The sequence below is a fragment of the Tessaracoccus luoxuelianae genome, from assembly GCF_055326245.1.
This window is the reverse complement of sequence record NZ_JBUZNO010000003.1, coordinates 299,935-322,875: the sequence shown is the minus strand read 5'-3', so window position 1 is coordinate 322,875 and position 22,941 is coordinate 299,935. Positions and strand designations below refer to the sequence as shown.

The 22,941-nt window shown below is 68.9% G+C and carries 22 protein-coding genes; 12 read left to right on the top strand and 10 right to left on the bottom strand.

The annotated features are described in order from the left end of the window. Window positions 1–8 precede the first annotated feature (8 nt). Both ACZK39_RS06500 and ACZK39_RS06495 read left to right on the top strand, forming a co-directional pair. Window positions 9–518, top strand: a complete 510-nt coding sequence (locus ACZK39_RS06500) for an FMN-binding protein (protein ID WP_463612876.1) — start codon at window positions 9–11, stop codon at window positions 516–518. Continuing rightward, the gene (locus tag ACZK39_RS06495; RefSeq protein ID WP_463612875.1) at window positions 515–1,345 is read left to right on the top strand and encodes an FAD:protein FMN transferase; all 831 of its coding nucleotides are present in this window, start codon (window positions 515–517) and stop codon (window positions 1,343–1,345) included. Before ACZK39_RS06500 ends, ACZK39_RS06495 begins: the two co-directional genes overlap by 4 nt. Window positions 1,346–1,373: 28 nt before the next feature. Here ACZK39_RS06495 and ACZK39_RS06490 read toward each other — a convergent pair whose 3' ends face one another. The 6 genes from ACZK39_RS06490 to glpA all read right to left on the bottom strand — a co-directional run bounded on the left by ACZK39_RS06490 (window position 1,374) and on the right by glpA (window position 8,573). Next, entirely contained in the window at window positions 1,374–1,772 is a 399-nt protein-coding gene (locus tag ACZK39_RS06490) for a VOC family protein (RefSeq protein ID WP_463612874.1), read from the bottom strand. 38 nt (window positions 1,773–1,810) lie between these two features. Next, window positions 1,811–2,656, bottom strand: a complete 846-nt coding sequence (locus ACZK39_RS06485) for an HAD-IIB family hydrolase (protein ID WP_463612873.1) — start codon at window positions 2,654–2,656, stop codon at window positions 1,811–1,813. A 135-nt stretch (window positions 2,657–2,791) separates the two neighbouring features. Further along, window positions 2,792–4,279 carry an HNH endonuclease gene (locus ACZK39_RS06480; RefSeq protein WP_463612872.1) on the bottom strand — a complete coding sequence of 496 codons (1,488 nt, stop codon included), beginning with the start codon at window positions 4,277–4,279 and terminating at the stop codon, window positions 2,792–2,794. A gap of 207 nt (window positions 4,280–4,486) precedes the next feature. Continuing rightward, window positions 4,487–5,758 carry an anaerobic glycerol-3-phosphate dehydrogenase subunit C gene (locus ACZK39_RS06475; RefSeq protein ID WP_182800628.1) on the bottom strand — a complete coding sequence of 424 codons (1,272 nt, stop codon included), beginning with the start codon at window positions 5,756–5,758 and terminating at the stop codon, window positions 4,487–4,489. Continuing rightward, complete coding sequence (gene glpB / locus ACZK39_RS06470) at window positions 5,755–6,999, bottom strand: glycerol-3-phosphate dehydrogenase subunit GlpB (RefSeq protein WP_463612871.1); 1,245 nt, start codon at window positions 6,997–6,999, stop codon at window positions 5,755–5,757. The genes ACZK39_RS06475 and glpB overlap by 4 nt, the downstream gene beginning before the upstream one ends. Next, window positions 6,996–8,573, bottom strand: coding sequence for an anaerobic glycerol-3-phosphate dehydrogenase subunit GlpA (glpA, locus tag ACZK39_RS06465; RefSeq protein WP_182800626.1), 1,578 nt, complete (start codon window positions 8,571–8,573; stop codon window positions 6,996–6,998). Before glpA ends, glpB begins: the two co-directional genes overlap by 4 nt. 328 nt (window positions 8,574–8,901) lie before the next feature. On the opposite strand from glpA, the gene ACZK39_RS06460 reads away from it, so the two are divergent. Together ACZK39_RS06460 and ACZK39_RS06455 are read left to right on the top strand one after the other, a co-directional pair. Then, on the top strand, window positions 8,902–9,153 hold the full coding sequence (locus ACZK39_RS06460; protein WP_182800625.1) for a type II toxin-antitoxin system Phd/YefM family antitoxin: 252 nt from the start codon (window positions 8,902–8,904) through the stop codon (window positions 9,151–9,153). 5 nt (window positions 9,154–9,158) lie between these two features. Then, window positions 9,159–9,596 (top strand): PIN domain-containing protein, encoded by a 438-nt coding sequence (locus ACZK39_RS06455; protein WP_463612870.1) that lies wholly within the window; start codon window positions 9,159–9,161, stop codon window positions 9,594–9,596. A gap of 42 nt (window positions 9,597–9,638) precedes the next feature. On the opposite strand, the gene ACZK39_RS06450 is transcribed toward ACZK39_RS06455, so the two are convergent. Beyond that, entirely contained in the window at window positions 9,639–10,652 is a 1,014-nt protein-coding gene (locus ACZK39_RS06450) for a LacI family DNA-binding transcriptional regulator (protein WP_459055682.1), read from the bottom strand. A 215-nt stretch (window positions 10,653–10,867) separates the two neighbouring features. On the opposite strand from ACZK39_RS06450, the gene ACZK39_RS06445 reads away from it, so the two are divergent. From ACZK39_RS06445 to ACZK39_RS06425, 5 genes are all read left to right on the top strand, one after another. Then, window positions 10,868–12,334 carry a sugar ABC transporter ATP-binding protein gene (locus tag ACZK39_RS06445; protein WP_459055683.1) on the top strand — a complete coding sequence of 489 codons (1,467 nt, stop codon included), beginning with the start codon at window positions 10,868–10,870 and terminating at the stop codon, window positions 12,332–12,334. Then, window positions 12,334–13,365 (top strand): ABC transporter permease, encoded by a 1,032-nt coding sequence (locus ACZK39_RS06440; RefSeq protein WP_459055684.1) that lies wholly within the window; start codon window positions 12,334–12,336, stop codon window positions 13,363–13,365. The genes ACZK39_RS06445 and ACZK39_RS06440 overlap by 1 nt, the downstream gene beginning before the upstream one ends. Continuing rightward, entirely contained in the window at window positions 13,365–14,432 is a 1,068-nt protein-coding gene (locus ACZK39_RS06435; RefSeq protein ID WP_459055685.1) for an ABC transporter permease, read from the top strand. Before ACZK39_RS06440 ends, ACZK39_RS06435 begins: the two co-directional genes overlap by 1 nt. A gap of 51 nt (window positions 14,433–14,483) precedes the next feature. Next, the gene (gene rhaS / locus ACZK39_RS06430) at window positions 14,484–15,548 is read left to right on the top strand and encodes a rhamnose ABC transporter substrate-binding protein (protein WP_459055686.1); all 1,065 of its coding nucleotides are present in this window, start codon (window positions 14,484–14,486) and stop codon (window positions 15,546–15,548) included. 919 nt (window positions 15,549–16,467) lie between these two features. Next, complete coding sequence (locus tag ACZK39_RS06425) at window positions 16,468–16,830, top strand: hypothetical protein (RefSeq protein ID WP_463612869.1); 363 nt, start codon at window positions 16,468–16,470, stop codon at window positions 16,828–16,830. Between the two features lie 52 nt (window positions 16,831–16,882). Here the strand turns inward: ACZK39_RS06425 and ACZK39_RS06420 are convergent, their stop codons facing one another. Then, window positions 16,883–17,446, bottom strand: a complete 564-nt coding sequence (locus ACZK39_RS06420; RefSeq protein ID WP_463612868.1) for a hypothetical protein — start codon at window positions 17,444–17,446, stop codon at window positions 16,883–16,885. Between the two features lie 242 nt (window positions 17,447–17,688). Between ACZK39_RS06420 and ACZK39_RS06415 the strand changes: the two genes are divergently transcribed. The 3 genes from ACZK39_RS06415 to ACZK39_RS06405 all read left to right on the top strand — a co-directional run bounded on the left by ACZK39_RS06415 (window position 17,689) and on the right by ACZK39_RS06405 (window position 20,050). Beyond that, window positions 17,689–18,690, top strand: coding sequence for a TerC family protein (locus tag ACZK39_RS06415; protein WP_463612867.1), 1,002 nt, complete (start codon window positions 17,689–17,691; stop codon window positions 18,688–18,690). A 145-nt stretch (window positions 18,691–18,835) separates the two neighbouring features. After that, window positions 18,836–19,822 (top strand): SPFH domain-containing protein, encoded by a 987-nt coding sequence (locus ACZK39_RS06410; protein ID WP_182800616.1) that lies wholly within the window; start codon window positions 18,836–18,838, stop codon window positions 19,820–19,822. Between the two features lie 27 nt (window positions 19,823–19,849). Continuing rightward, entirely contained in the window at window positions 19,850–20,050 is a 201-nt protein-coding gene (locus ACZK39_RS06405; RefSeq protein WP_255421928.1) for a type II toxin-antitoxin system antitoxin, read from the top strand. 17 nt (window positions 20,051–20,067) lie between these two features. Here the strand turns inward: ACZK39_RS06405 and ACZK39_RS06400 are convergent, their stop codons facing one another. Together ACZK39_RS06400 and ACZK39_RS06395 are read right to left on the bottom strand one after the other, a co-directional pair. After that, window positions 20,068–20,988, bottom strand: coding sequence for a hypothetical protein (locus ACZK39_RS06400; RefSeq protein ID WP_463612866.1), 921 nt, complete (start codon window positions 20,986–20,988; stop codon window positions 20,068–20,070). Between the two features lie 109 nt (window positions 20,989–21,097). Beyond that, complete coding sequence (locus ACZK39_RS06395) at window positions 21,098–22,882, bottom strand: alpha-amylase family glycosyl hydrolase (protein ID WP_463612865.1); 1,785 nt, start codon at window positions 22,880–22,882, stop codon at window positions 21,098–21,100. Window positions 22,883–22,941 lie beyond the last annotated feature (59 nt).

Sequence of the window (22,941 nt, the reverse complement as noted above, 5' to 3'; positions counted from 1 at the left end):
AAACACCCATGCGCACAATCATCGCGGCCCTCATGGGCACCATCAGCGGCGTGGTGCTGCTGTTCAGCTACCACACCAGCACCGGCACCCAGGCCGCTACTGTCGCGGAGACCTCCACCGGCGACGGTCAGTCCGCCACCACCACGCCCAACGCGGGGGAGAGCGAGGCGGGCTCGTCGAGTTCCGCCGCCGACGAGTCGAGCTCCGACGACGGCACCAGCACCTCGACGACCGGGTCAGTCTCGGGCACCTTCACCGGCGCCGCCGTCGAGACCCGCTACGGCGCGGTGCAGGTGGAGATCACCGTCGAGGACGGCGCCATCACATCGTCGGAGGCCATCCAGTACCCCAACCGCGACCGCCACGATCAGCAGATCAACGCCTACGCCGTGCCGGTGCTCAACTCCGAGGCGGTCGACGCCCAGAGCGCGGACATCGATTCGGTCTCCGGCGCGACGTTCACCAGCGTCGGCTACGCGCAGTCGCTGCAGTCGGCCATCGACGAGGCATTCCAGTGAACAGCGCGCCAGTCGCCGAGCGTGCGGAGACCGGTCCCACGGTGGACGCCGGGAGCCACCCGCGCCGCGCCTTCGTCGCCCAGATCATGGGGCTCCCGATGAGCATCCACGTACGGGGTCCCCGTGCCTGCGACCCCGCCGTCGAGCAGGCCGTCCAGCAGGCTTTCGATGAGCTGCGAGCCGACGACGAGCTGTTCAGCACGTGGAAGCCGGACAGCCCCATCAGCCGGATCCGCGACGGCCGGGACTCGCTCCGGGACGCGCATCCTCGCATCCGTCGGGTCGCGGCGCTGTGCGAGGTCGCGGGTCAGCGGACCGGGGGCGCCTTCTCGGCGTGGCTGCCCGACGGTGGCCGCTCCGTCCGCTTCGACCCCACCGGCCTCGTCAAGGGGTGGGCGGTTGAGCAGGCCTTCTCAGGCCTTCTGGCTCGCCTGGCCGAGCTCGGCGAGCACGACGCCCTCGTCAACGCAGGTGGAGACATCGCACTGCACTGCGAGCGCACCGATACGCCTGACTGGGTGGTCGCGGTCGAGGACCCCCGCGACAGGAGCCGGGTGCTCCAGCGGCTCGAGATGCGCACGGGCGCTGTCGCGACGTCCGGGACGGCCGCCCGCGGTCAGCACATCACCGACCCGGCCACGGGTGCCGCGGCGATCGGGCTGCTGTCGGCCACCGTCATCGGCCCCGAGCTCACCTGGGCCGACGTCTACGCCACCGCCGCCTTCGTGCTCGGCCACAAGGGCCTCGGCTGGCTCGCCACCCGACGTGGTCACGCGAGCATCCTCGTCGATCACGACGGGAGCGTCACCACCGTCCGGGGGCTCTAGCAGCGGCCTGAACCGGCCCGGGTTGGGCTCACGCCTGGTCGACGCGCACGAGGTTCCCGGACGGGTCGCGGAAGGCGCAGTCGCGGACCCCCCACGGCTGGTCCGCGACCTCGGAGACGATCTCGGCGCCGGCTTCCGTGGCCTTGGCGAAGACGGCGTCGACGTCGGAGGAGCTGAAGTGCGCCGCGTTCATGCCGCCCTTCGCGACGAGGGCCCGGATCACCTCGATGTCCTCAGGCGAGCCGTCCACGTAGTTCGACAGCACGATCCCGACGTCGGGCTGCGTCGGCGAGCCGACGGTGATCCAGCGGAACTCACCTTGGGGCACGTCCATGCGCACCTCGAGGCCGAGCACGTCGCGGTAGAAGGCGAGGGCGGCATCCGGGTCGTTGACGGTGATGAATGAGGTCGAGAGCTTGATGTTCATGCCCGCAACGCTAGACCGGCCGCGCGACCGCTGGCGCCTCAGAACAGCCCGAGGTCCGCGAAGAGCGTAGCCAGACCGCTATCCCTGGGGCCAGCAGCCACGCGGTCTGCTACCGCCAGGACGCGGGGGTGGGCGCCTTCGATGGCGACGCCGACGCCGGCCTCGTCGATCATCTCGAGGTCGTTGAGCCCGTCACCGACTGCGACGACTGTCGCGGGGTCCACGCCCAGCGTCGACACGACCAGCCGCATCCCGACCGCCTTGTGCACACCCACCAGGTAGAGCTCGCCGGCCGCGGAGCCCAGGTCCGGGATGGAGCTCGGAAGCGCAGCCACCTCGGGACCGATCAGCTCGGCCAACTCCGGGATGAGGGTGGGGGACTCGACGCAGGAGACCTTCCCGAACGAGGCGTCGGAGAGGTCATCGGTCATCCGCAGGTTGTCGAGGAGGTCGAAGGGCCGCGATTGCGCGGGGTCTTCTGAGCGAAGATGAGGCTCCAGGTGACGGGCCACGCGCACGTCGACACCAGGCGGGCCCCACAACCCCTCCGTCGCCTCCAGCAGGAACGCCACGTCGTGCTCGAGGAGAACCTCGACGGTGCGGGCGGCCACCGCGGGCGGGAACCGGACGTCGGCGAGCACCTGTCCGTCCACCTCGACGTAGGCGCCGGCCCCGCCGACGAACCCGTCGAACCCCGCCTCCAGGATCCGGGGCGGCACCATCGACTTCGGCCGACCGGTGCACAGGAACACCAGGTGGCCGGCCGCGCGCGCCCTGCGCACCGCCGTCGCATGAGCTGGGGGAACCTCGCCGTGGTCGGCGTAGGTGCCGTCGATGTCGAGGAACACGGCGCGGCGGCCGGGTGAGCCCGATGTAGGAGCCATGGGGCTGACTGTACCGGCGAAGGCGAAAGGTCGGCTCACCGTCGTGACTTGATCGACCGCGTTGCGGGTCAGCGGCTGAGCCGACGCGGAGCCCGATCCAAGTCCAAACCACCCTCCCGCACGCGGTTCATGCACTCAGGCCGCGTCAGTGCCCCAGGCAGTGGCGCTGCGGATGAGCTCGTCGAGGGCCGGTCCGTGGTGGTCGGGCAGGCTGCACGTGTCCGGGTCCGGCGGCTCCAGATCCCAGTCGGGCGGATCCGGGGGGTCATGGTCCCACTCATGCCGGTCGGGCTCCAGTGGGCATAGTGCTCCCCCGACCAGCGGTGCCAGTTGTTGAAGGCGGTGGCGCTGATGCTGCCGTGGTCGGCGGGCGGGGTCGATGTGCCGCGGTGGGGTGAACCACGGCAGGCCGGTCACTTGGTCGATGTGCACCTGCCACTGGGATTCTGCGGACTGCAGCGGATCGGGTTCGACAAGGCGATGGTGGTGGGGGCAGAGCAGAACGCCGTTGGCCAGGCAGGTGTCCCCGCCGGCCCACCAGGGAATGATGTGATGCGCCTGACACGGCGCCGGTGGGGCGGTGCAGCCGGGGAACACGCACCCTTGATCCCGCTGCACGATCGCCGCGCGCAGGGCGGGGGTGAACAGGCGATGGGTCCGGCCCACGTCCAGCGGCCGGGAGGTGGTGCCCAGCACCATGGGGATCAGGTCCGCGTCGCACGCCAGGCGCCGCGCCTCGCTGGCCGACAGCCCGTCGACCACGCCGCCACCGAGTAGTGTCACATCGCCGAGGCCGGTGACCAGGGTGTCGTAGTCCAGGGTGATGTGGACGTGGGGGCGGTCCACCCCGTGCGAGGGCAGCGTGCCGTGACCCGCGGCATGCTGAGTCAGGAGCACCAGGGCATCGGCGCGTCGGGCGCCACGGCTCGGCGCCTCCCCGGTGTCCGTGTACTTCGACGCCGGAGGCATCAACGCATCCAGTTGAGCTGACAACAGGGCGGCGTCGGCGACAGGGAGCTGGCCCGTGATCCGCATCGACCCGTGATAATCCGGCGCCAGATGCAGGAACCGGTCCCGATGCGCGGTGCGCTCCTCCCGCGCCAGACGCGTCGCGTCGTCGGCGTCGGCGCGGTCCGGGTCGATCACTTCCGTCAGGCGCGACGCCAGGATCCGCAACTCGCTGGGGCCGAGGGTGTCGACGTGGGCCAGGATCAACTCCTGACACTCCACCAACTCGCCGCGGGTCAGGCGGGAGGGGAGTTTCTTCAACCCGGCCACGATCGCCTCGGCCTGCGGCAGAGAGACCACACCCTGACTCAACGCGGCGGCGATCAACCCGAACCGGTCCCCCAAATCCGTGGCGAGACGCAATGCGGCGGTGGCCTGCGAAGGCGTGGTGCGCACCGACTGCCGCACCCCCTCCACCACCCGGTCCGCCGCGGACAGCCTGGCCTCGTGGAGCAGGTGCAGCCTGAGCCCAGCGAGTTGGGCTTCGAACTCACCGATCGAGTCCACCAGAGCCGCCAGACGCTCCACCGCCACCGCGTCCGAACCGAGCGCGGCGGCGGCGTCCCACAGGGCGGCGAGGTACCGCTGTCCCAGGTCCACCACCGTCTCGCTCATGTGAATCATTCTGGCAACGACCACCGACAAAAACGGGCCCAGAAAGCCCGCCATGCAAGAAATTCTTGAACCAATTTCTGGGCCTTCTCCGCGCAGCTCGACCACGCGCGGAGGCATCGCTCGCAGAGGTCAACAGCCCTTGTCAGAGCGAGGTCGCGTCGGCTTCAGGTTGAGGAGTGGGGCAGGGATCCAAACCGGGCGCAAGGGTCAGCGGGTGACCACCCCGCCCAACCCGTAGGCGCGGTGCACCAGCACGATCGGGTGGACCGTCTCGACGCCGCTCGACTTCTCGATCTGCCACCGGCACGTTTCCGTGTCGCACGCGGCGAGGCCGTCGTTGTTGGCCTGAACCATGTCGAACAGCGGCTGGCCGACTGCCTGCGCGATCTCGTACTTCTCCTTCTTCAGCCCGTACGTGCCGGCGATCCCGCAGCAGGTGACGTTGCTGTCGATGACCTCGAGCCCGGGGATGAGACGCAGCAGATCCGACGCCGGGGTGCCGATGCCCTGGCTCTTCAGCTGGCACGGCGCGTGGTACGGCAGGCGCATGTTGACCGGGTGGAAGTCCGTCGGCAGCTCGCCCGCCTCGTAGAGCTCCATGAGGAACTCGGAGATCTCCCGGATTCGCGTGCCGACGTCCAACAGTTCGGGGTCGTGGATGCCAAGGATCTGGTGCGCCTCGTGCTTGAGCATGCCGGTGCAGCTGCCCGCGGTGCTGATGATCGTCAGGTCTGTGCCAGGGGTGCGAAGCTGGTCGACGAGCCGCCGGACCGACGCGCTGGCAGCCTCGAACAGGCCGTTGCTCTGCTCGGCCAGGCCGCAGCAGCCCTGCTGGGGCACGATCACTTCGTAGCCCAGGTGCTCCAGCACCTCGATGGCCTTCTTGGCCGCGTCCACCTCGAAGTAGCCGCCGGCGCAGCCGTGGAAGTAGACCAGGGCGCCGCGGGTGGCGGGCTTGGTCCGTGCGGGCCGCTTCTTCAGCCACTTGTGCAGCGATTCGCCTCGGGCGGTGGGCATGGGGGCGTCGCGGTGGACGCCCACCACCTTCTCCATGGCGTAGCGCGCAGCCTTGTTGCCCAGCACCGCGTTGGCAATGGGCGCGATGGGGGTCATGGCCTTGCCCATCAGCACCGTCTGCGTGATCATCTTGTCGCGCACCGGCACGCCGTCCTCGGCCTTCATCACGGCGCGTGCCAGGGAGTTGAGTTCGGCCACGTTGACGCCCTGCGGGCACACCACGCTGCAGGTGCCGCAGCTGGAGCAGTAGTCGACGGAGTGGTCCACTGACTCGTCGTCACGGAACCGCTCGGCCTGGGGACCGACGAACTTCGGCCCAGAGAACAGCGGCGTGACCGCGGAGACCGGGCACGAGGTCTCGCAGATGGTGCACTTGACGCACATGTCCAGGCTCATCCGCTGCAGCTCGTTGTTGAGCCGCTCCCGCAGGGCCTTGGCCCGCTCGTCGCGCTTCTCGCTCATCGTGCACCTCCGGTGATGTGATCGGCGGCCCGGACGGCCGTGGCGACGGCGATCCCGTCGCCTGACTTGTCGCGCCAGCGCTCGGCGCCGGCGATGATGCCGCCCGCGACGAACAGGTTGGGGTGGACGACGGCGCCGGCGGCGTCGACCGGTCTGCCGCCGCCGTCGGTGCGGACTCCCACTTCGAACAGGGCCTGCGGGCCCCAGTAGACCGAGGGGATCAGCGGGGTCGCGTCCGTTGCCGTCAGCGGGAGCCCGAACACGGGCTCGGTGATCGCGCCGAACGAGTCGACGTCGAGTGCGCCGCTCTCGAAGCCGCCCGGTGCGAACACGAACGAGGCGGCCTTCAGGTGGCGGGGCCCGCCGGCCGCGGCCAGCGTGACCGAGGCCACGCCGTCGCCGCCAGGGGTGAAGCCGACGATGCGGCTGCCCTGCACGAATCGCACGCCCGCGGCGCGCACCATCGCCAGCAGCGCGTCATAGAGCCGCAGGCCCGGCACCGACGGCGGGGGCAGGGGGATCTCGCAGATGTCGCGGCCGAGCTGGTCAGCGACCTGCCGCCACACGTCGCGGCGCTTGATGCCGAGCACGGCGGGCAGCGCGACCACGTCGGCCTTCCCCGCGACAGCCGCGACCGCCGTCGCGAACGCGGCGGCGAAGGACTGATCGTCCATCGCTCGGGCGTAGGTGAGCGGGGTGGGGTCCGCCTCACCCTTCCGCGCGGGGAGGTTGATCCAGGCTGAGTGCGCGCTCAGGGCGCCGCCGTCGGGGGCCTTCGAGCGGGCGAGGTTGCCGGCGATGAGGTCCGCCGGGAAGTCCTTGAGCTGCCGCACGCCGACGACGGCGTAACTCTTACCGCCCACCGCGTCCCCCGCGACCATCGACGGCTGGGCCAGCGCCGTCGGGCGCACGGCGCCGACCGCCGTCGGCAGGTGATAGTTGCGCGCCGGATCGCCCACGAGCAGGTTCGGGCCGAGCTCCTCGGCGAGCCAGGACACGCCCGCGGCCACGGCGTGGGCGCCGATCGAGGCATACGGGTGCTCACTGGAGACGGCCGCCACCGCATCCAGCGGTGCGGTGACCCGCTCCGGTGTGTAGCCGAGGATGTCGACGGTGCCCTGGGACAGCTGGAGCCCGCCGGGCCCCTTCGTGGTCAGGGTGACCGACTTCCCGGCGCGGGCAAGCCGCAGCGCGGCGGTGAGGCCGGCAAGTCCGGCCCCGATGACGACGACGTCGCTCATCGCACGATCTCCTCTTCAGGCTGGGGCAGGTGCTCGACGTCGAGCGTGCCGGCAAAGATCCAATGGTCCAGGGCGGTCTGGCGCACCTGTTGGCCGTACAGGATGGGCCAGATGCCGATCCACCGGTGTTTGAGGAACAGGCGAAGCAGCCCGGAGGCGCGCTCCGCGTCGATCGCCTTCTCCGAACAGGCCAGTCCGGCGGCGCGGGCGGCACAGAACCCACCCTGACAAGGACCCATGCCGAGGCGCAGCTGGCGGCGCAGGTCGTCGAGGGTGGCGTCCGGCTGTTCCTTGAGGAGCCGCACGAACATGGAGCGGTTCATCAGCTCGCACTCGCAGATGATCTGGTCGTCCAGGCGGTCCTTCTCACGGTCCTCGAGGCGGTGAGTGACGGTGTAGAGCTTGCGGTCCTCGCTGCCGGGGATGACCTCGTCGGCTGTGGTGCAGGGCCGCTCCTCGCCGAGCTGCCGGTTCATGGCGTCGACGATGTGTTCGGCCATCAGCCGGTAGGTGGTCAGCTTGCCGCCGCCGATGGTGAGCATGCCGTTCAGGCCGTCGGTCTGGGAGTGGTCGATGACGGCCATGCCGCGGCTCATGTGGCGGGTGTCCTCCACGGAGACCCGCTTGTCCTTGATCAGCGGCCGCGACCCGGACCAGGCGTGCAGGGCGCGGGCCTTGCGGAAGCCGGGGATCATCGCCTCGCCGGCGTCCAGCATCTGCTGCACCTCGGCACGCGGGATGGGCAGGTGGTCGGGGTCCGTCTCGTGGATGTCGGTGGTGCCGATGATGGAGACGGTGTGCACGGGGACGAGGATGTCGCCGTCGGTGGGGTAGACGCAGCGGTTGATGACGGTGTTCACCAGGCGGTGGTTCATCGCGATCATGATGCCGCGGCCGGGGACGACCGCGACCGGCTCGGCGCCGGCCATCTCCGCGATCTGTCCCGCCCACGGCCCGGCGCAGTTGAGGACGAAGGTGCAGTTGATCCGGACGTCCTCGCCGCCCTTCTCGTCGCGGCAGATCACGGCCGCCACACGGTCGCCGTCGCGCTCGATCTTCGTCACCCGGTGGTACGTGAGCACCTTCGCGCCGTGCGCCTCGGCCGAGCGGGCCGCACCCCAGACGAGCTGCCAGCCGTCGACGGAGCCGTCGGCCACCTCGATGGCGCGCTGGATGTGGGGGTCGAGGCGGGGCTCGCGGCGGAGCGCCTCCTTGACCGAGATCTCGGTGGCTGGGACGCCCGTGGCTTTGGCCCCGGCCAGGAACTTGTCGGCGTAGGCCGGGTCGTCGCCGGCGAGGGTGACGAAGAAACCGCCGGTGTCCTCGACCGCGCTGGCCTGGATGCGGCGCAGGATCGCGTTCTCCTCGGCGCACTCGGTGGCCGATCCCGGGTCGCTGACGACGTACCGCCCGCCGGAGTGCAGCAGACCGTGGAACCGGCCGGTGGTGCCCTGGCCGAGGTCGACGCGTTCGACGAGCACCGCGCGGTATCCGCGCATCGCGGCGTCGCGGACGACGCCCAGCCCTGTCGAGCCGCCTCCGATGACGACGACGTCGGTGTCGAGACGCTTCATTGTGTCCCCTCCTTGGGCCCCTGCTGTGGTGTCTACCATCTTCCCCCGGGAGGGGCCCCGGCAAGGGGCATTGAGCCGCATTCGTGCAGCGGGAAGGTCGCGGGGCCAACCTATTGTGCAGCGCCGCGTCGGCTCCCCCTCCTCCGGCCGGCCTTCACTCAGGCTGCGCTCGACCGTGCGCCCATCCGTGCCCGACACGCCGTCGGAAGCGCTGCCGGTGCCCGCATAGGGGCTCGGGAGGGAGTCCGGGCGGCGTTTCGTGCACGGGGGCGTCGATGGTCACCTGGTTCCGAGATAATGTGTACACGTAGATACACAAAGGAGGGCCATGACTGCATCGGTTGGGATCCGTGAGTTCCGGGCCGGGCTGGCGGAGTACATTGCTGCGGCCGAGCCGGTCGCAGTGACCCGGCACGGTCAGACCGTCGGGTGGTTCATCCCGACCCCTGCGACCCGAGAAGCCGAGGTGGCCTCGCTGCGCACCGCGGCTGAGATGCTGGACGCTCTGTTGGCCGAGCACGGCGTGGATGCCGACGCGGTGGTCGAGGAGTTCAAGACGGCCCGGCGCGCCCCGGAGTAGGTCGAGTGCAGTCCAAGCGTGGTTTGGTGCTCGACGCCAACATTCTGATCCGGCTCGTCCTGGGGCGCCGAGTGCGCGAATTGGTCCTTGAGCACGCGGATGATGTCGCCTTCTTCACTCCAGCCGTGTGTTATGACGACGCCCGGAAGTACCTCCCCGGTTTGCTTGTCGCTCGTCGGGTAGATCCAGGACCAGCTGTGGAGGTCCTCAACGGATTCGAGGCGATCGTGCGGGCGGTGGAAGAGCCGGTCTACTCGTCGGCGCGTGCCGAGGCGTTGGCGAGGATCGAGCTTCGCGACGCTCAGGATTGGTCGGTCCTGGCGACGGCGTTGGTGCTAGCGCTGCCGGTCTGGACAGAGGACCAGGACTTCTTCGGCACTGGCGTGCCGACCTGGACCACCGACCGTGTGGAGCTGTACCTGAACTCCGCTAGGGGAGAGTAGAACCCTGCCTTCGGGTTCCCGGCACAGGGTGACGCTGGCGGCTCAGGAGCGACGGCCGGTGGAGCGCCGCACGATCAATTCCGGCTGGAAGACCGTCTGCCGGGGGATCAGCTCCGGGTCCGCCGCCTCCTCGAGCAGGATCCGCAGCGCCGTCCTGCCGATCATCGCGCTCGGTTGCCGCATCGACGTCAGGGGCACCGCCGCCGCGGCCGCGAAGGTGATGTCGTCGAAGCCCACCAACGCGATCTCCTCCGGCACCCGCATCCGGCCGTCCTCCACCAGCGCCTGGAGGACGCCGAGCGCCACCAGGTCGTTGGCCGCGAAGACCGCGTCCGGCCTGTCCCTCGGCGGCCGCGACAGAATCCGCAGGCCCGCGGCCGCGCCCTCCGCGACACTCATCGCCGCCGTCGGGATCACCTCGATCTCGACGCCACCGGCGTTCTCCGCCGCGACCCTCGCGCCCGCGAGCCGGTCGGTCACCTCGTGCAGCTCGAAGGGGCCACCGACGAACGCGATCCTTCGTCGGCCCCCGGCGATGAGGTGTTCCACCGCCATCCGGCCGCCGGCGATGCTGTCTGCCGAGATGGAGCTGAACAGGTTCTGGCCCGAGAAGCGGCCGACGAGCACCGCGGGCATCCCTCGCCTCCGGAGTTTCTCCAGCCGGCTGAACACCTCCCCGAACGGCGCGATGAGCAGGCCGCGCACCTGGTGCTCCTCGAACAGGTCGATGTACATGCGTTCCCGTGCGGGGTCCTCGGCGGTGTCGCCGAAGAGGATCGCGATGCCGTGCTGGGTGGCCTCGTCGCCGGCCCCCCGGACCACGTCGTTGTAGAACGGGTTCTGCCCGTCCATGACGACGAAGCCGACGGTGCCGCTGATGCCCTGCCTGAGTTTCCGGGCTGCCTCGTTGCGGACGTAGCCCAGCTCGTCGATGGCCTGCTGGACGCGCAGGACCGCGTCCGCGGACACCACGTCGGGCCGGTTGAGCACGTTGGAGACGGTGCCGACCGACACCCCGGCGCGCCGCGCCACGTCCCGAATGCTCACGGCTGCCATGCCCCGGCGCCTCCCTCTCTAACGAATCCGCATCATTTGTCTCCGGTGACTTGACCTGGCGGATCGCTGAAACATACTGTAGCCATGAAACGACGTTGAATCGATTCAAAGGCGGCCCTCGGCGAGGAGGGCAACACACTCAAAGAGGAGAACCGCTAGTGACGGATACGGTACCCGAACCGGCGACGACGCCGGCTCTAGAGCTGTCGAGGGTAGTGAAATCCTTCGGCGCTGTCGTCGCGCTCCGCTCGGGCAGCCTGAGCCTGGAGAAGGGCTCCATCCACGCCCTCATCGGCGAGAACGGGGCCGGCAAGTCCACGCTCGTCAAGATCGTCGCCGGGCTCTACCGTCGCGACGCTGGGGAGTTCCGCCTCGAAGGGGAGCCGGTGGACTTCCACAGCACCGCCCAGTCCAAGGCAGCGGGCATCGCGGTGATCTACCAGGAGCCGACGCTGTTTCCGGACCTCTCGGTCACCGAGAACATCTTCATGGGGCGCCAGCCCGTCGGTCACTTCGGACGCATCGACCGCAAGGCCATGCGCGACGAGGCCACGCAGATCTTCGAGCGCCTCGGCGTCCGCATCGATCCCGACCGGCTCACCGAGGGCCTGTCCATCGCGGACCAGCAGATCATTGAGATCGCCAAGGCCATCTCCCTGGACGCCCGCGTGCTGATCATGGACGAGCCGACGGCGGCGCTCAGCGGGGTCGAGGTGGAACGGCTGTTCGCCGTCGCCCGAAGCCTCCGCGACGAGGGCCGCGCGCTCGTGTTCATCTCCCACCGCTTCGACGAGGTGTTCGAGCTCTGCGACACCGTCACGGTCATGCGCGACGGCTCCTACATCGACACCATGCCCATCGCGGACACCTCCGTCGACGAACTGGTGCACCTGATGGTGGGCCGCGACGTCACCGAGATGTTCCCCAAGCTGCCGGCCGACATCGGCGAGGACATCCTCGTCGTCAAGGGACTCACCCAGAAGGGCGTCTTCAACGACATCTCCTTCACCGTGCGCTCCGGCGAGATCGTCGGCCTAGCCGGGCTCGTCGGCGCAGGCCGCAGCGAGGTGGTCCGCGCCATCTTCGGCGTCGACCCCTACCAGTCCGGATCGGTCACCGTCAGCGGCCAGGCGCTGCCCAAGGGCAACCCGAAGGCCGCGATGGCGCAGGGCATCGCGCTCGTGCCGGAGGACCGCCGCAAGCAGGGACAGGTCCTGGACCAGTCCGTCGCCCTCAACCTCACGCTCGCCATCCGGCAGCGGCTGGCGAAGGGCGGCCTCATCTGGGGCGGGCTGGAGAACGCGAGCGCCAAGGTGTGGGCCAGCCGGCTCGAGGTCAAGACGGCGGCTCTGGACGCCGAGGCCGGCACCCTCTCCGGCGGCAACCAGCAGAAGGTCGTCCTGGCAAAGTGGCTGGCCACCACGCCACGGGTGCTGATCGTCGACGAGCCCACCCGCGGCATCGACGTCGGCACCAAGGCCGAGGTGCACCGGCTCATTTCACAACTCGCCCAGGAGGGGCTCGCAATCCTGATGATTTCTTCCGAACTACCAGAAGTGCTCGGCATGGCCGACCGCGTCCTGGTGATGCGCGCTGGGCGCATCACCGGCGAGTTCGACCGTGCCGACGCCACCCCCGAGGCCGTGATGTTCGCCGCGACGGCCGACGAGGAGGTCGCGTGATGACCGCGGCAACCGCAACGGTGCCCAGGCGATCGGTGCTGGACGTGGCCGGCCACATCCTCAAGGCCCGCGAGACCGGCATCGTCATCGCGCTGATCCTCATCGTGATCGCCGCGACCGCCGTCAACCCGAGCTTCATCTTCTCCTCCGACGGCTTCCGCGACCTCCTGCTCACCCCGTCGCTGCTCATGGTGGTGGCGATCGGCCAGGCCGTGGTGATCATCACCCGCAACGTGGACCTGTCCGTCGGCTCCGTCGTCGGCCTCACCGCCTACATGACCGGCCGCCTGTTCATCGACATCGAAGGCATCCACCCAGGGCTCGTCTTCCTCGCCGGCATCGCGCTCGGCGGGCTCCTCGGCCTGATCAACGGAGCGCTGGTGGCGTTCGCGAAGGTGCCGGCCCTGGTCATCACGCTTGGCACCATGTACATCTACCGCGGCATTAACGTGGCCTGGACCGGCAGTGACCGGATCAACGCCTCAGACATGCCCGCGTCCTTCCGCGATCTCGGTACCCAGATCGTGCTCGGGATCCCGCTGTTGACCATCCTGGCGGTCTTCGTGCTGGTGGTCACCGCCTGGTACCTGCGCAACCTGCGCAGCGGCCGGGAGCTCTACGCCATCGGCTCAGATCCCGACGCCGCCCACCTCTACGGCCTGCGCGTCACCCGGCGGATCCTCTCGGCGTTCATCCTGTCGGGAGCGCTCGCCGGCCTGGCCGGGGTGCTGTTCGCTGCCCGCTACGGCACCGTCAGCTCCAACGCCGGCACCGGCTGGGAGCTCCAGGCCATCGGTGCCGCCGTCATCGGTGGCGTCGCAATGTCCGGCGGCGTCGGCACGGTGTGGGGCGCTGCCTTCGGCGCCTACCTGCTGCTCACCATCAACCGGGCCCTGCCGATCATCGGCATCCAGGACTTCTGGCAGCGCGCAGTGGTGGGCATCCTCATCATCGGCGCCATCATCCTGGACCGCGTCCTCGCCGTCCGTCAGCATCGACGACTCGTCGCGGCGAGGGAAGGAGTGAAGTGATGAGCACCGCCACGGTCCTCACCGACAAGCCCGCGAGGGAGTACAAGTCCTACCAGCACCCGCTCTGGCGCCGGATCATCGCCACCCGCGAAACCGCGATCATCGCTCTGCTCGCCATCGTCGTCGTCGTGTCGACGCTGACGGTGCCCAACTTCGACAGCCCGCTCACTCTCACCTTCCTCATCCGCGAGATCGCGCCCATCCTGCTGATCGCCCTGCCGATGACGCTCATCATCGTCACCGAGGAGATCGACCTCTCGGTGGCCAGCATCCTCGGCCTGGCGAGCGTCGTCACCGGGCTCGGCGTGCAGGCGGGCTGGCCGCTGCCGGTTGCCGGGCTCGTGGCCATCCTCGTCGGGACGCTCGCGGGCGCCATCAACGGCGGGCTGATCACCTTCGTCGGGCTGCCGTCGCTGGCCGTGACCATCGGCACGCTCGCGCTGTTCCGTGGGATCGCGGTGGGCCTGCTCGGCACGACGGCGATCAGCGAGTTCCCCGACTACTGGACGGACCTGATCCGGGCGAACATCCCCGGCACATCGATGCCGGTGATCATCATCCCGTTCCTCGTGCTCGCGCTCATCTTCGCGGTGCTGCTGCACTTCACCCCCTTCGGCCGCTCCCTCTACACGATCGGCCTCAACAAGGAGGTGGCCGCCTTCTCCGGCATCGACGTGGTCCGCACCAAGTTCTGGCTGTTCGTCATGAGCGGGGCCGTCTCCGGCTTCGCCGGGGTGTACTTCACACTTCTCTACAACAACGCCCGAGGCGACAACGCCATCGGCATGGAGCTCCTGATCATCGCCTCAGTCCTCCTGGGCGGGGTGTCGATCTTCGGAGGTCGCGGGGCGCTGCACGGCGTGATCGCCGGCGTGTTCCTCATCGGGACGATGTCCAGCGCACTGCGCCTGGCGGGAGTCACGAGCGACATCATCAACGTCATCACCGGCATCGTCCTCATCCTGTCGGTGGTGTCTGCAAGCTTCCTCGGCTGGATCCGGACCAAGCGGGTCGCGGCCATCGGAAGAAAGAAGGGACAGGCGGGCGCCACCGGCGCCGCAGCCTGAAAAGAGACGAAAGACCACCGGTCCAACGACGGGCCAAGAAAGGAAACTGCAATGTTCATCAAGGGACGCAAGACCGGGCGCTTCGGCCTCGGCCTCGTCGCGATTGCCGCATCCGCGGCACTCGCGCTGGCAGGCTGCTCGGACCCGGGCACCGAGGGTTCAGCTGACCCCACCGCAACCAGCGGTGGCGGCGACGCCGGGGGCAGCGTCAGCGTGACGTTCCTGCCCAAGAACCTGGGCAACCCCTACTTCGACACCTCCAACGCCGGCGGCGCTGAGGCAGTCGAAGAGTTCGGCGGCACGTTCGAGGAGGTCGGCCCGACGGAGGCATCGCCCACCGCCCAGGTGCCGTTCATCCAGACCGCGGCCCAGCAGGGCGTCGGCGCGCTCGTCGTGTCCGCCAACGATCCCGAGGCCATCTGTGACGCCCTCAACGAGGCGCGCGACGCCGGCGTGAAGATCGTCACCTTCGACTCCGACACCAACCCGGAGTGCCGCGACCTGTTCATCAACCAGGCCACCGCAGAGGGCATCGCGAAGGTCCAGGTGGATCTGATCACCGAACAGATCGGCGACGCGGGCCAGATCGCCGTGCTGTCGGCCTCGGCCAACGCGACGAACCAGAACGCGTGGATCGAGATGATGGAGGCCGAGCTCGCGGCCAACCACCCCGACGTCGAGCTCGTCGAGGTCGCCTACGGCGATGACGACGATCAGATGTCCTTCGACAAGACCGCCGCTCTGCTCCAGACCTACCCGGAGCTCAAGGGCATCGTGTCCCCGACCACCGTCGGTATCGCCGCTGCGGCGCGCTACCTGTCGACGTCGGACTACAAGGGCAAGGTCATGCTGACCGGTCTCGGCACCCCGAACCAGATGCGTGAATACGTCGAGGACGGCACCGTCGAAGCGTTCGCGCTGTGGAACCCTGCCGATCTCGGCTACCTGGCCGCCTTCGCCGCTCAGGCTCTCGTCAACGGTGACATCACCGGCGCTGAGGGCGACAAGTTCGAGGCCGGCAAGCTGGGCTCCTACACCGTCGGTGAGGGCGCCTCGGTGCTGCTCGGTGAGCCGTACGTGTTCAACGGCGACAACATCGCGGACTTCGACTTCTGAGTTCCGCACCAACCAGGCCAAGCGCCGTCCGGGGTCACCCGGGCGGCGCTTCGTCCTGTCGCGGTGTCGACGCCCTGTAGTTCCCTGATCAGTGGGCTGGCCGCCCCCCATCGCTCCCTGAGGAGGCGCGCCGCCGAAGGCGCGGGTGCAGTCCCTGCCGCTCCCTGAGGAGGCGCGCCGCCGAAGGCGCGGGTGCAGTCCCTGCCGCTCCCTGAGGAGGCGCGCCGCCGAAGGCGCGGGTGCCGTCCCTGCCGCTCCCTGAGGAGGCGCGCCGCCGAAGGCGCGGGTGCCGTCTCGAAGGGTCGTGACTACCACCTTCACGCGCTTCTTGTGGTCGGGTGCGGTGAGGCGTGAGTCGATGCCCGGGCGGCCGTTGTCAAGGGTCCTGTTGTTGGCTGCCGGTCAGTGTGTGGTCGGGGTGTTGAGGCCGCCCGGGCATCGTCTCCCGTCTCCCCGCGCTCGCCATGTCTGTGGCGTGGTCTTGTCCCGGGTGCGGGCCGGCAGGGCGGCGTGGGGGTCAGGTCAGCTCGAGCGGGATGCCAGTTGGTGATCCTCGGGTTGGGCACCGCTGCGCAGTGCCGCCCTGCCGTCCCCCACCCTCGCTGTCAGGTCCGAGTTCTCGACCCTTCGAGACTCCCGCGGTCGCTTCGCGACGCGGGCCGTCTCGAAGGGTCGTGACTGCACCTGGCCAACATTCCAGACCCGCTGAGGTCGATGCCCTGCACCAGGAGGCTCGTGGCGATAGCCGCATCGGACGAACAGACCCCACCCATCCTTCGCAGACCTCAGGTGACCTCACGGAGGTGGCCACGAGTCGTCGCAACGGAGAAGTTATCCACAGAACAGGGGAGGCCTGGGACTTCCTCGGCTCGAAAACCGATCTTTGGTATCTACTGCGACTGAAAGGACGGGATGACTCATGCCCGACGACACTTACGAAATCTGCCTGCTTCTGGATGAGGCCTGCCATCTGATGATGCACGACGACGACTCCCTACCCGGTATGTCGCAGCTGGGGGTCGTGACCTGCTGGATGCTGGCGGCGTCCCTGGCGGCGGGGAGGCCGGTTGCGGCACTCCGGTTCCCCGGGACGGCCGCCCGCTGCTTCACCTGGGCTGCCTTTCGAGTCTCGAGGTGGGACCCGCGGCGGCTCACGGACGATGAGCTGTTCTTCGCGATGATGGTGCGCGACGTGGACCTGGACATCGCCCGACGCCAGCCATCGAGGGCCGAAGAGCCGTTGGTGATCGGGGCCCCACGCATCGACCTCGCCTGGAACTGACCTGCCACTTCCCGGCGTGCACGACACGCCGTCGCGATGTCCTCCCGAGCCCCTATGTGGGGTTCGGGGCCGGGTCCGACGGCGTTTCGTGCACGGCGCGCAGCGCCAACGCGGCCGCGCGCACCTCAGCCAGCGGCACGCGCGCCCCCACCGCGACACTCAAGGCTCCCGCGAGCACCCCGTCGACGATCGGGGCGCTGAAGTCCCCCTGCTTGAACAGGAACGCCACGTCGAGGAGCTCGTAACGGAGGCCGTCGTCGAGCGGCTCCTGGAAGCGTGAACCCCCGTCCACGAACGCGCACTCGACGGCGGGGAACGTGCGCTGAGCATCCGCCACCCGGTCCCAGGTCCGGACGGAGGCGACGGTGTCCGCGACCGCCTGACCATACGCAGCGGAGTTCGCCCGGACGACGTCGGCCACCGTTCCCGGGATCCCCGACAACGCCTCGACGCCCATCCACCCCTCGGCGACGGCGCGTTCGACGAGCCCGTCCCAGCTCTCGTCGGCGGCCACCGTCACCTGGACCCCGCCGCAGAAGGCGAGGTCGTCGACATCGCAGGCCGAGTCGTCGATGACGAACCCGGCGATGGGCAGGGAGGTCTGCAGAGAACTCATCCCCCCATTGCACGCCGCCGCGACCCTCAACTCAAGGCCCCGCGACACTCCGCTCTCGGCCGGGACGGCAAAGCACGGAAAGACGCCCTTGAACAAACCTTCAACATAGGCTTCAATAGTGCCCACGGAGGGGAGTATCCCCCAGGCGCCTCGTCGTCATTACGGTCCGCCATCGGGCCCGGCGAGCCGGTCTTCGGACCGGGAGAGACCTCCGATCGACTGACTCGATCGGAAGGTTCCTCATGGACGTCTCACTCTGGGTGTGGGTCGGCGTCATCGCCGTCATCCTCGCCATGCTCGCCGTGGACCTCGTCGCCCACCGCGACGCCCACGTCATCAAAGTCCGCGAGGCCGCGGCCTGGAGCGCCGTCTGGGTGGCGCTCGGCGTCGGCTTCGGGGCGCTGCTCTGGTGGTGGCAGGGGCCCGAGATCGGTCAGCAGTACTTCGCCGGCTACCTCATCGAGAAGTCGCTGGCCGTCGACAACGTGTTCGTCTGGGCCGTCATCTTCAGCTACTTCGCGGTGCCGCCGCAGTTCCAGCACCGCGTCCTGTTCCTCGGCGTGCTCGGCGCGCTGGTCCTCCGCGGCGCGTTCATCGCCGTCGGCGCCGTCCTGATCGAGAACTTCACCTGGATCCTGTACGTCTTCGCCGCCTTCCTCCTCTACACGGGCTGGCGGATGATCCGGCAGCGCGACGAGCACCTTGACCCCGAGCAGTCGGCGGTGCTGCGCCTGTTCCGCCGCTTCGTGCCGATGACCGACGCCTACTACGGCCAGCGCCTCCTGATCCGCAAGGGCGGCGTGCTACTCGCCACGCCCCTGCTGGCGGTGCTGGTGCTGATCGAGGCCACCGACGTGGTGTTCGCCGTCGACTCCATCCCCGCGATCTTCGCCGTCACCAGCGAGCCGTTCATCGTGTTCACGGCCAACGCGTTCGCGATCCTCGGCCTCCGCGCCATGTACTTCCTCCTGGCCGACCTCATGCACCGCTTCGTCTACCTCAAGATCGGCCTGGCGCTGGTGCTGATCTGGGTGGGCATCAAGATGGCGCTCAAGATCGACGTGTTCTACATCCCCACCGCGATCTCGCTGGCGGTGATCGCGACGATCCTCACCGTCTCCGTGGTCGCCAGCCTCCGGGCCACCCGCGGCCTTGCCCCCGCGCCCGTCGTCGAGGGCAACGGCCCGTTCCGGATGGCCACCGAGGACGAGTTGGCTGAGCTCGAGGGGGCCCGCACCCGCTAAGGCCTTGAGCCGGACACGACCCTCCGCGGGAGTCGTGTCCGGCTCAGCCGTGTCCCCCGGCCAGGGCGGCGGAGGAGGGGCCTTGCCCAGAGCCTTCAGAATGTGATATCACTTAGATATCGAAATTTTCGCGGAAGGACGCACCATGAGCACCCCCCACATCCCAGATCCCTCAACAGACCTCGAGGGCGACTCGCTCGGCGGCGCACCGTCGGGCCGTCCGGTGGGCCGGGAGGGCGCAAGGGTGGACATCGAGGAGCGCAAGGCCTGGTACGTCGACGGCCTGCTCGCCTTCTTTGTGGCCCTCGTCATCGGCGCCCTCGCCACCTGGCAGGGCGTCCTCGCGGGCATCCAGCTGGAGAACAACGACGGCGGCGGCTGGCGGATGTTCCTCGCCATGCTGGCGTTCCTGCTCTCCATGGTGATGTTCTCCTCGCTGACCATCATCAGCCCCGGAGACACCAAGGTCATCCAGTTCTTCGGCCGCTACATCGGCACCATCCGCAAGGCCGGCCTGCTCATGACCGTGCCGTTCACCACCAAGAAGAAGGTCTCGGTCAAGGTCCGCAACTTCGAGACCAACGAGCTGAAGGTCAACGACGCCGACGGCAACCCCGTCAACATCGCCGCCATCGTCGTCTGGCAGGTGGCCGACACCGCCAAGTCCGTGTTCGCCGTCGAGCAGTACGACGAGTTCGTGGCCGTGCAGTCCGAGTCGGCCCTGCGCCACGTGGCCACCACCCACCCCTACGACAACGGCGAGGCCGGCGAGGAGACCCTCCGCGGCTCGACGGAGCTCGTCGCCCGGGAGCTGGCCGACGAGGTCGCCGCACGGATCGCGATCGCCGGCCTCGAGGTGGTGGAGACCCGCATCTCCTCGCTCGCCTACGCCCCGGAGATCGCCCAGGCGATGCTGCAGCGGCAGCAGGCCTCCGCCATCATCGCGGCGCGCGAGAAGATCGTCGAGGGCGCGGTGACCATGGTGCAGAAGGCGCTGGAACGCCTCGAGCGCGACGATGTGGTCACCCTCGACGACGAGCGCAAGGCGGCCATGGTGTCGAACCTGCTGGTGGTCCTCACCAGCGATTCGAGGGTGACCCCCGTCGTCAACACCGGCTCGCTGTACACCTGAGTAGCGGCGCGACGGCAGGGGCAGGTCATGATGGCCGAACGCAAGGCGGTGCTGCTCAGGCTCGACCCCGCCGTCCACGACGCGCTGGCGCGGTGGGCGGCCGACGACCTGCGCTCGGTCAACGCGCAGATCGAGCTCCTGCTGCGTGACGCGCTCAAGAGGGCGGGTCGGTCTCCGAAGGATGCCGGCCCGCTGCCTCAGCGGGGTCGGCCCCCGAAGGAGTCGTGAGCCTTCGTGGCTCGCGGTCAGCGAGCCGACGGCACCCCGTGCGCGGCGAGCAGGTCTGCCACCGCGTCCGGGGAGGTGAGGACAGCCTGAGTGATCACGGTCCTGTGGCACGTGAGCACCAGCTCCGTGAAGCTCGGCGGGGAGGTCTTCTCGGGCCTGCGGATCTCGAAGGACGTCATTCTCCGGAACGGGACCCGGGTCACGTTGTAGGCGTAGTTGGAGCGGCGGAAGAGCGGCTCGACGGTCCTGTTGCGGTTGATGATCACCAGATCTTCGGATGACGCGAGGATCATCGCCCCAGCCGAGCGGCGCCGGCGGCCCCGCTCGTTGAGGCAGGACTGGCCGGGCTCGTCGACGTGGATCGGCTGGACGCGCTCGGTGGCGCCGGTGTTGAGGGCCAGCAACAGTGAGCCGAAGAAGTGGTACTTGGGCGGCGCAGTCGAGGAGGTCACGACGGGGGCCGCCGGCTGCTTGAGGTCGCCTGGCCCGTGGGACAGGACGTCGCGGTCCACCTCCGCGATCGTCGGGTGCGACACGGCGTTGTACTCGACGTCCAGCGCGCCTCCGTCGGCGAGGAGCAGCGTCCATCTGGCCACCAGGAGGTTGGTGTGGAGGATGGTGGCGACGACGTCGTTGCGCGGCGCCTCGCGGCTGGTGACGTCTGTCGGTCCTGCCCGCAGTACGCGCACCTTGTCCGGGAAGACGGCGATCACCGATTCGTACAGGTCCATCCCGGGGCGGACCTTGGCGCGATCGATGGGGCGCGGCACCTTGAGCAGATGGCGCGCCCCCTCGAGCTCGGGCCACCATCGGCTGAACCGGCGGGGGAGATCCACCGGGTCCTTGACCTCGCCGATCCACGGTCCGAAGGCGTCGTACTCACGCAGATCGTCAGGGTCCGCAGCCGCTCGCCAGGTGGGGATTTTCGCAGCCATCATCGGAGTCTCCCAGTGCGCGACGGTGAGGTCGTCGTCGGCCCGTCCCGGAGGCGCAGTACCTGTGCGACTCTACCTTCGGGCCCCACTGCGGCCAACCCCCCGGCCCGGGTCAGGCGTCCTGGCTGTAGATGAGCACCGAGTACGGGCCCACCGAGATGTTCGAGTGCGCCCCCATCCCGTCCTCGTCCTCCTCGAACGCCGTGACGTCGAAGGAGTCGTGATCGCCGAACAGCGAGCTGTAGAGCTTCGCGTCGCTGTTGAACCGCAGCTTCCACAGCCCGCCGTGCGGCATCCCGATCCGGTAGTCGGTGTAGGTGTTGGTGCTGAGGTTGACCACCACCACGACGTCGTCGCCCGCCCCGTGGTCCATCCAGCGCTGGAAGACGATGACGTTGTCCTCCTCGTTGACGTGGTAGACGTTCAGCCCGCGCCCGGTCAGTCCGCGGGTGACGCCGCCCCTGTTGAGGCGCAGGTTGATGAGCGTCTTGTACAGCTTCGTGATCCCCTCAAACCGCTTGATCCGGTCCCAGTCCAAGGGGTCGTCGTCGGAGAACCAGCCGCCCTCCAGCGCCTCCTGGCCCTGGAAGATCATCGGGATGCCGGGGCTGGTCATCACCAGTGCGCCGCCGACGGTGGAGCGCTTCTGCGCGAACCAGCCGTCGGCGTTCTCCGGGTCGATCTCGTGCGGGACGCGCGCGGAGCCGTTGGCCACCTCGTCGTGGGATTCGGTGTACACGACGCGGCGGAACGGGTCGCCGTCGTAGTTGTGCGAGATCGCCTCGGCGATGGAGGACAGCGACCGCTCCTCGTCGGTCATCGCCGTGATGGCGTGCCGCACGGGGTGCACGAACTCGGCGTCCCACTGGGCGTGGAAGCCGGCGCCGTGGTCCTCGGTGCCGACGATGCGGTCGTGGCCGTGGAGGTCCTCGGCGATCGAGATGCGGCCGGGGTACTGGCTGCGCAGGGAGTCGGTGATCCAGCGCATCAGCCCGAACCCCTCCTCCAGTTCGAACCCGCCGCCGTGGACGCTGCGCATATAGGGCGTCATGTCGAGGCGCAGGCCGTCGACGTGGTACTCGCGCAGCCACATCATGGCGTTGTCGTGAATGAAGCGGCGCACCTCCTCGCGGCCGTAGTCAGGCCGGGTGTCGCCCCACGGGGTGGAGGAGCGGTCGTCGTTGTAGAAGTAGATGCCGCCCTTGCCGTTCTCGCCCCAGCCGTCGAACTGCCAGAGATCCAGGTCCGAGGGGCCGAAGTGGTTGTAGACCACGTCGAGGATCACCGCGAAGCCGCGGGAGTGCGCGGTCTTGATCAGGGTCTTGAAGGCGTCCGGGCCGCCGTATGCGCTCTCGACCGCGAAGATGTGAGCGGGGTTGTAGCCCCAGGACTGGTCCCCGGCGAACTCGGCCACCGGCATGATCTGGAGCGTGTTGACGCCGAGCTCCTGGAGGTAGTCCAGCTGCTCGATGACGTCGTGGAAGCCACCGACGCCGTCGTCGGAGGGGGCGAACGAACCCACGTGCATCTCGTAGATGACCATCTCGTGGTGCGGCGGGCAGTGCGCGGTCTCACCCTCCCAGTCGTAGGCCGAGTGGTCGTAGATGACGCCGTTGCCCACCGAGTTGGTGACCTGCATGGCGTACGGGTCGATCCGGTCCAGCTCCAGCTCGCCGTTGGTGAGGTGGAACTTGTACTCCTGCCCTGCCGTGGCGCCCTCGACGAAGCCGTACCAGAAGCCGTTGCCCTCGTCGCCCAGTGGGTCGGCGGTGATGCTCCACTCGTTGAAGTCGCCGGTCACGGCCACGCTGTCGGCGTGCGGCGCCCAGACGCGGAAGGCCACGCCCCCGTCGGTGATGATCGCGCCCATCCCGGCCAGTGTCTCGCGCTCGGCCACGTGTCCCCCTCGTTGTTCTTGTGCGGCGAATCGAGTGTGCCCGACGCGCTGCTGTCTGC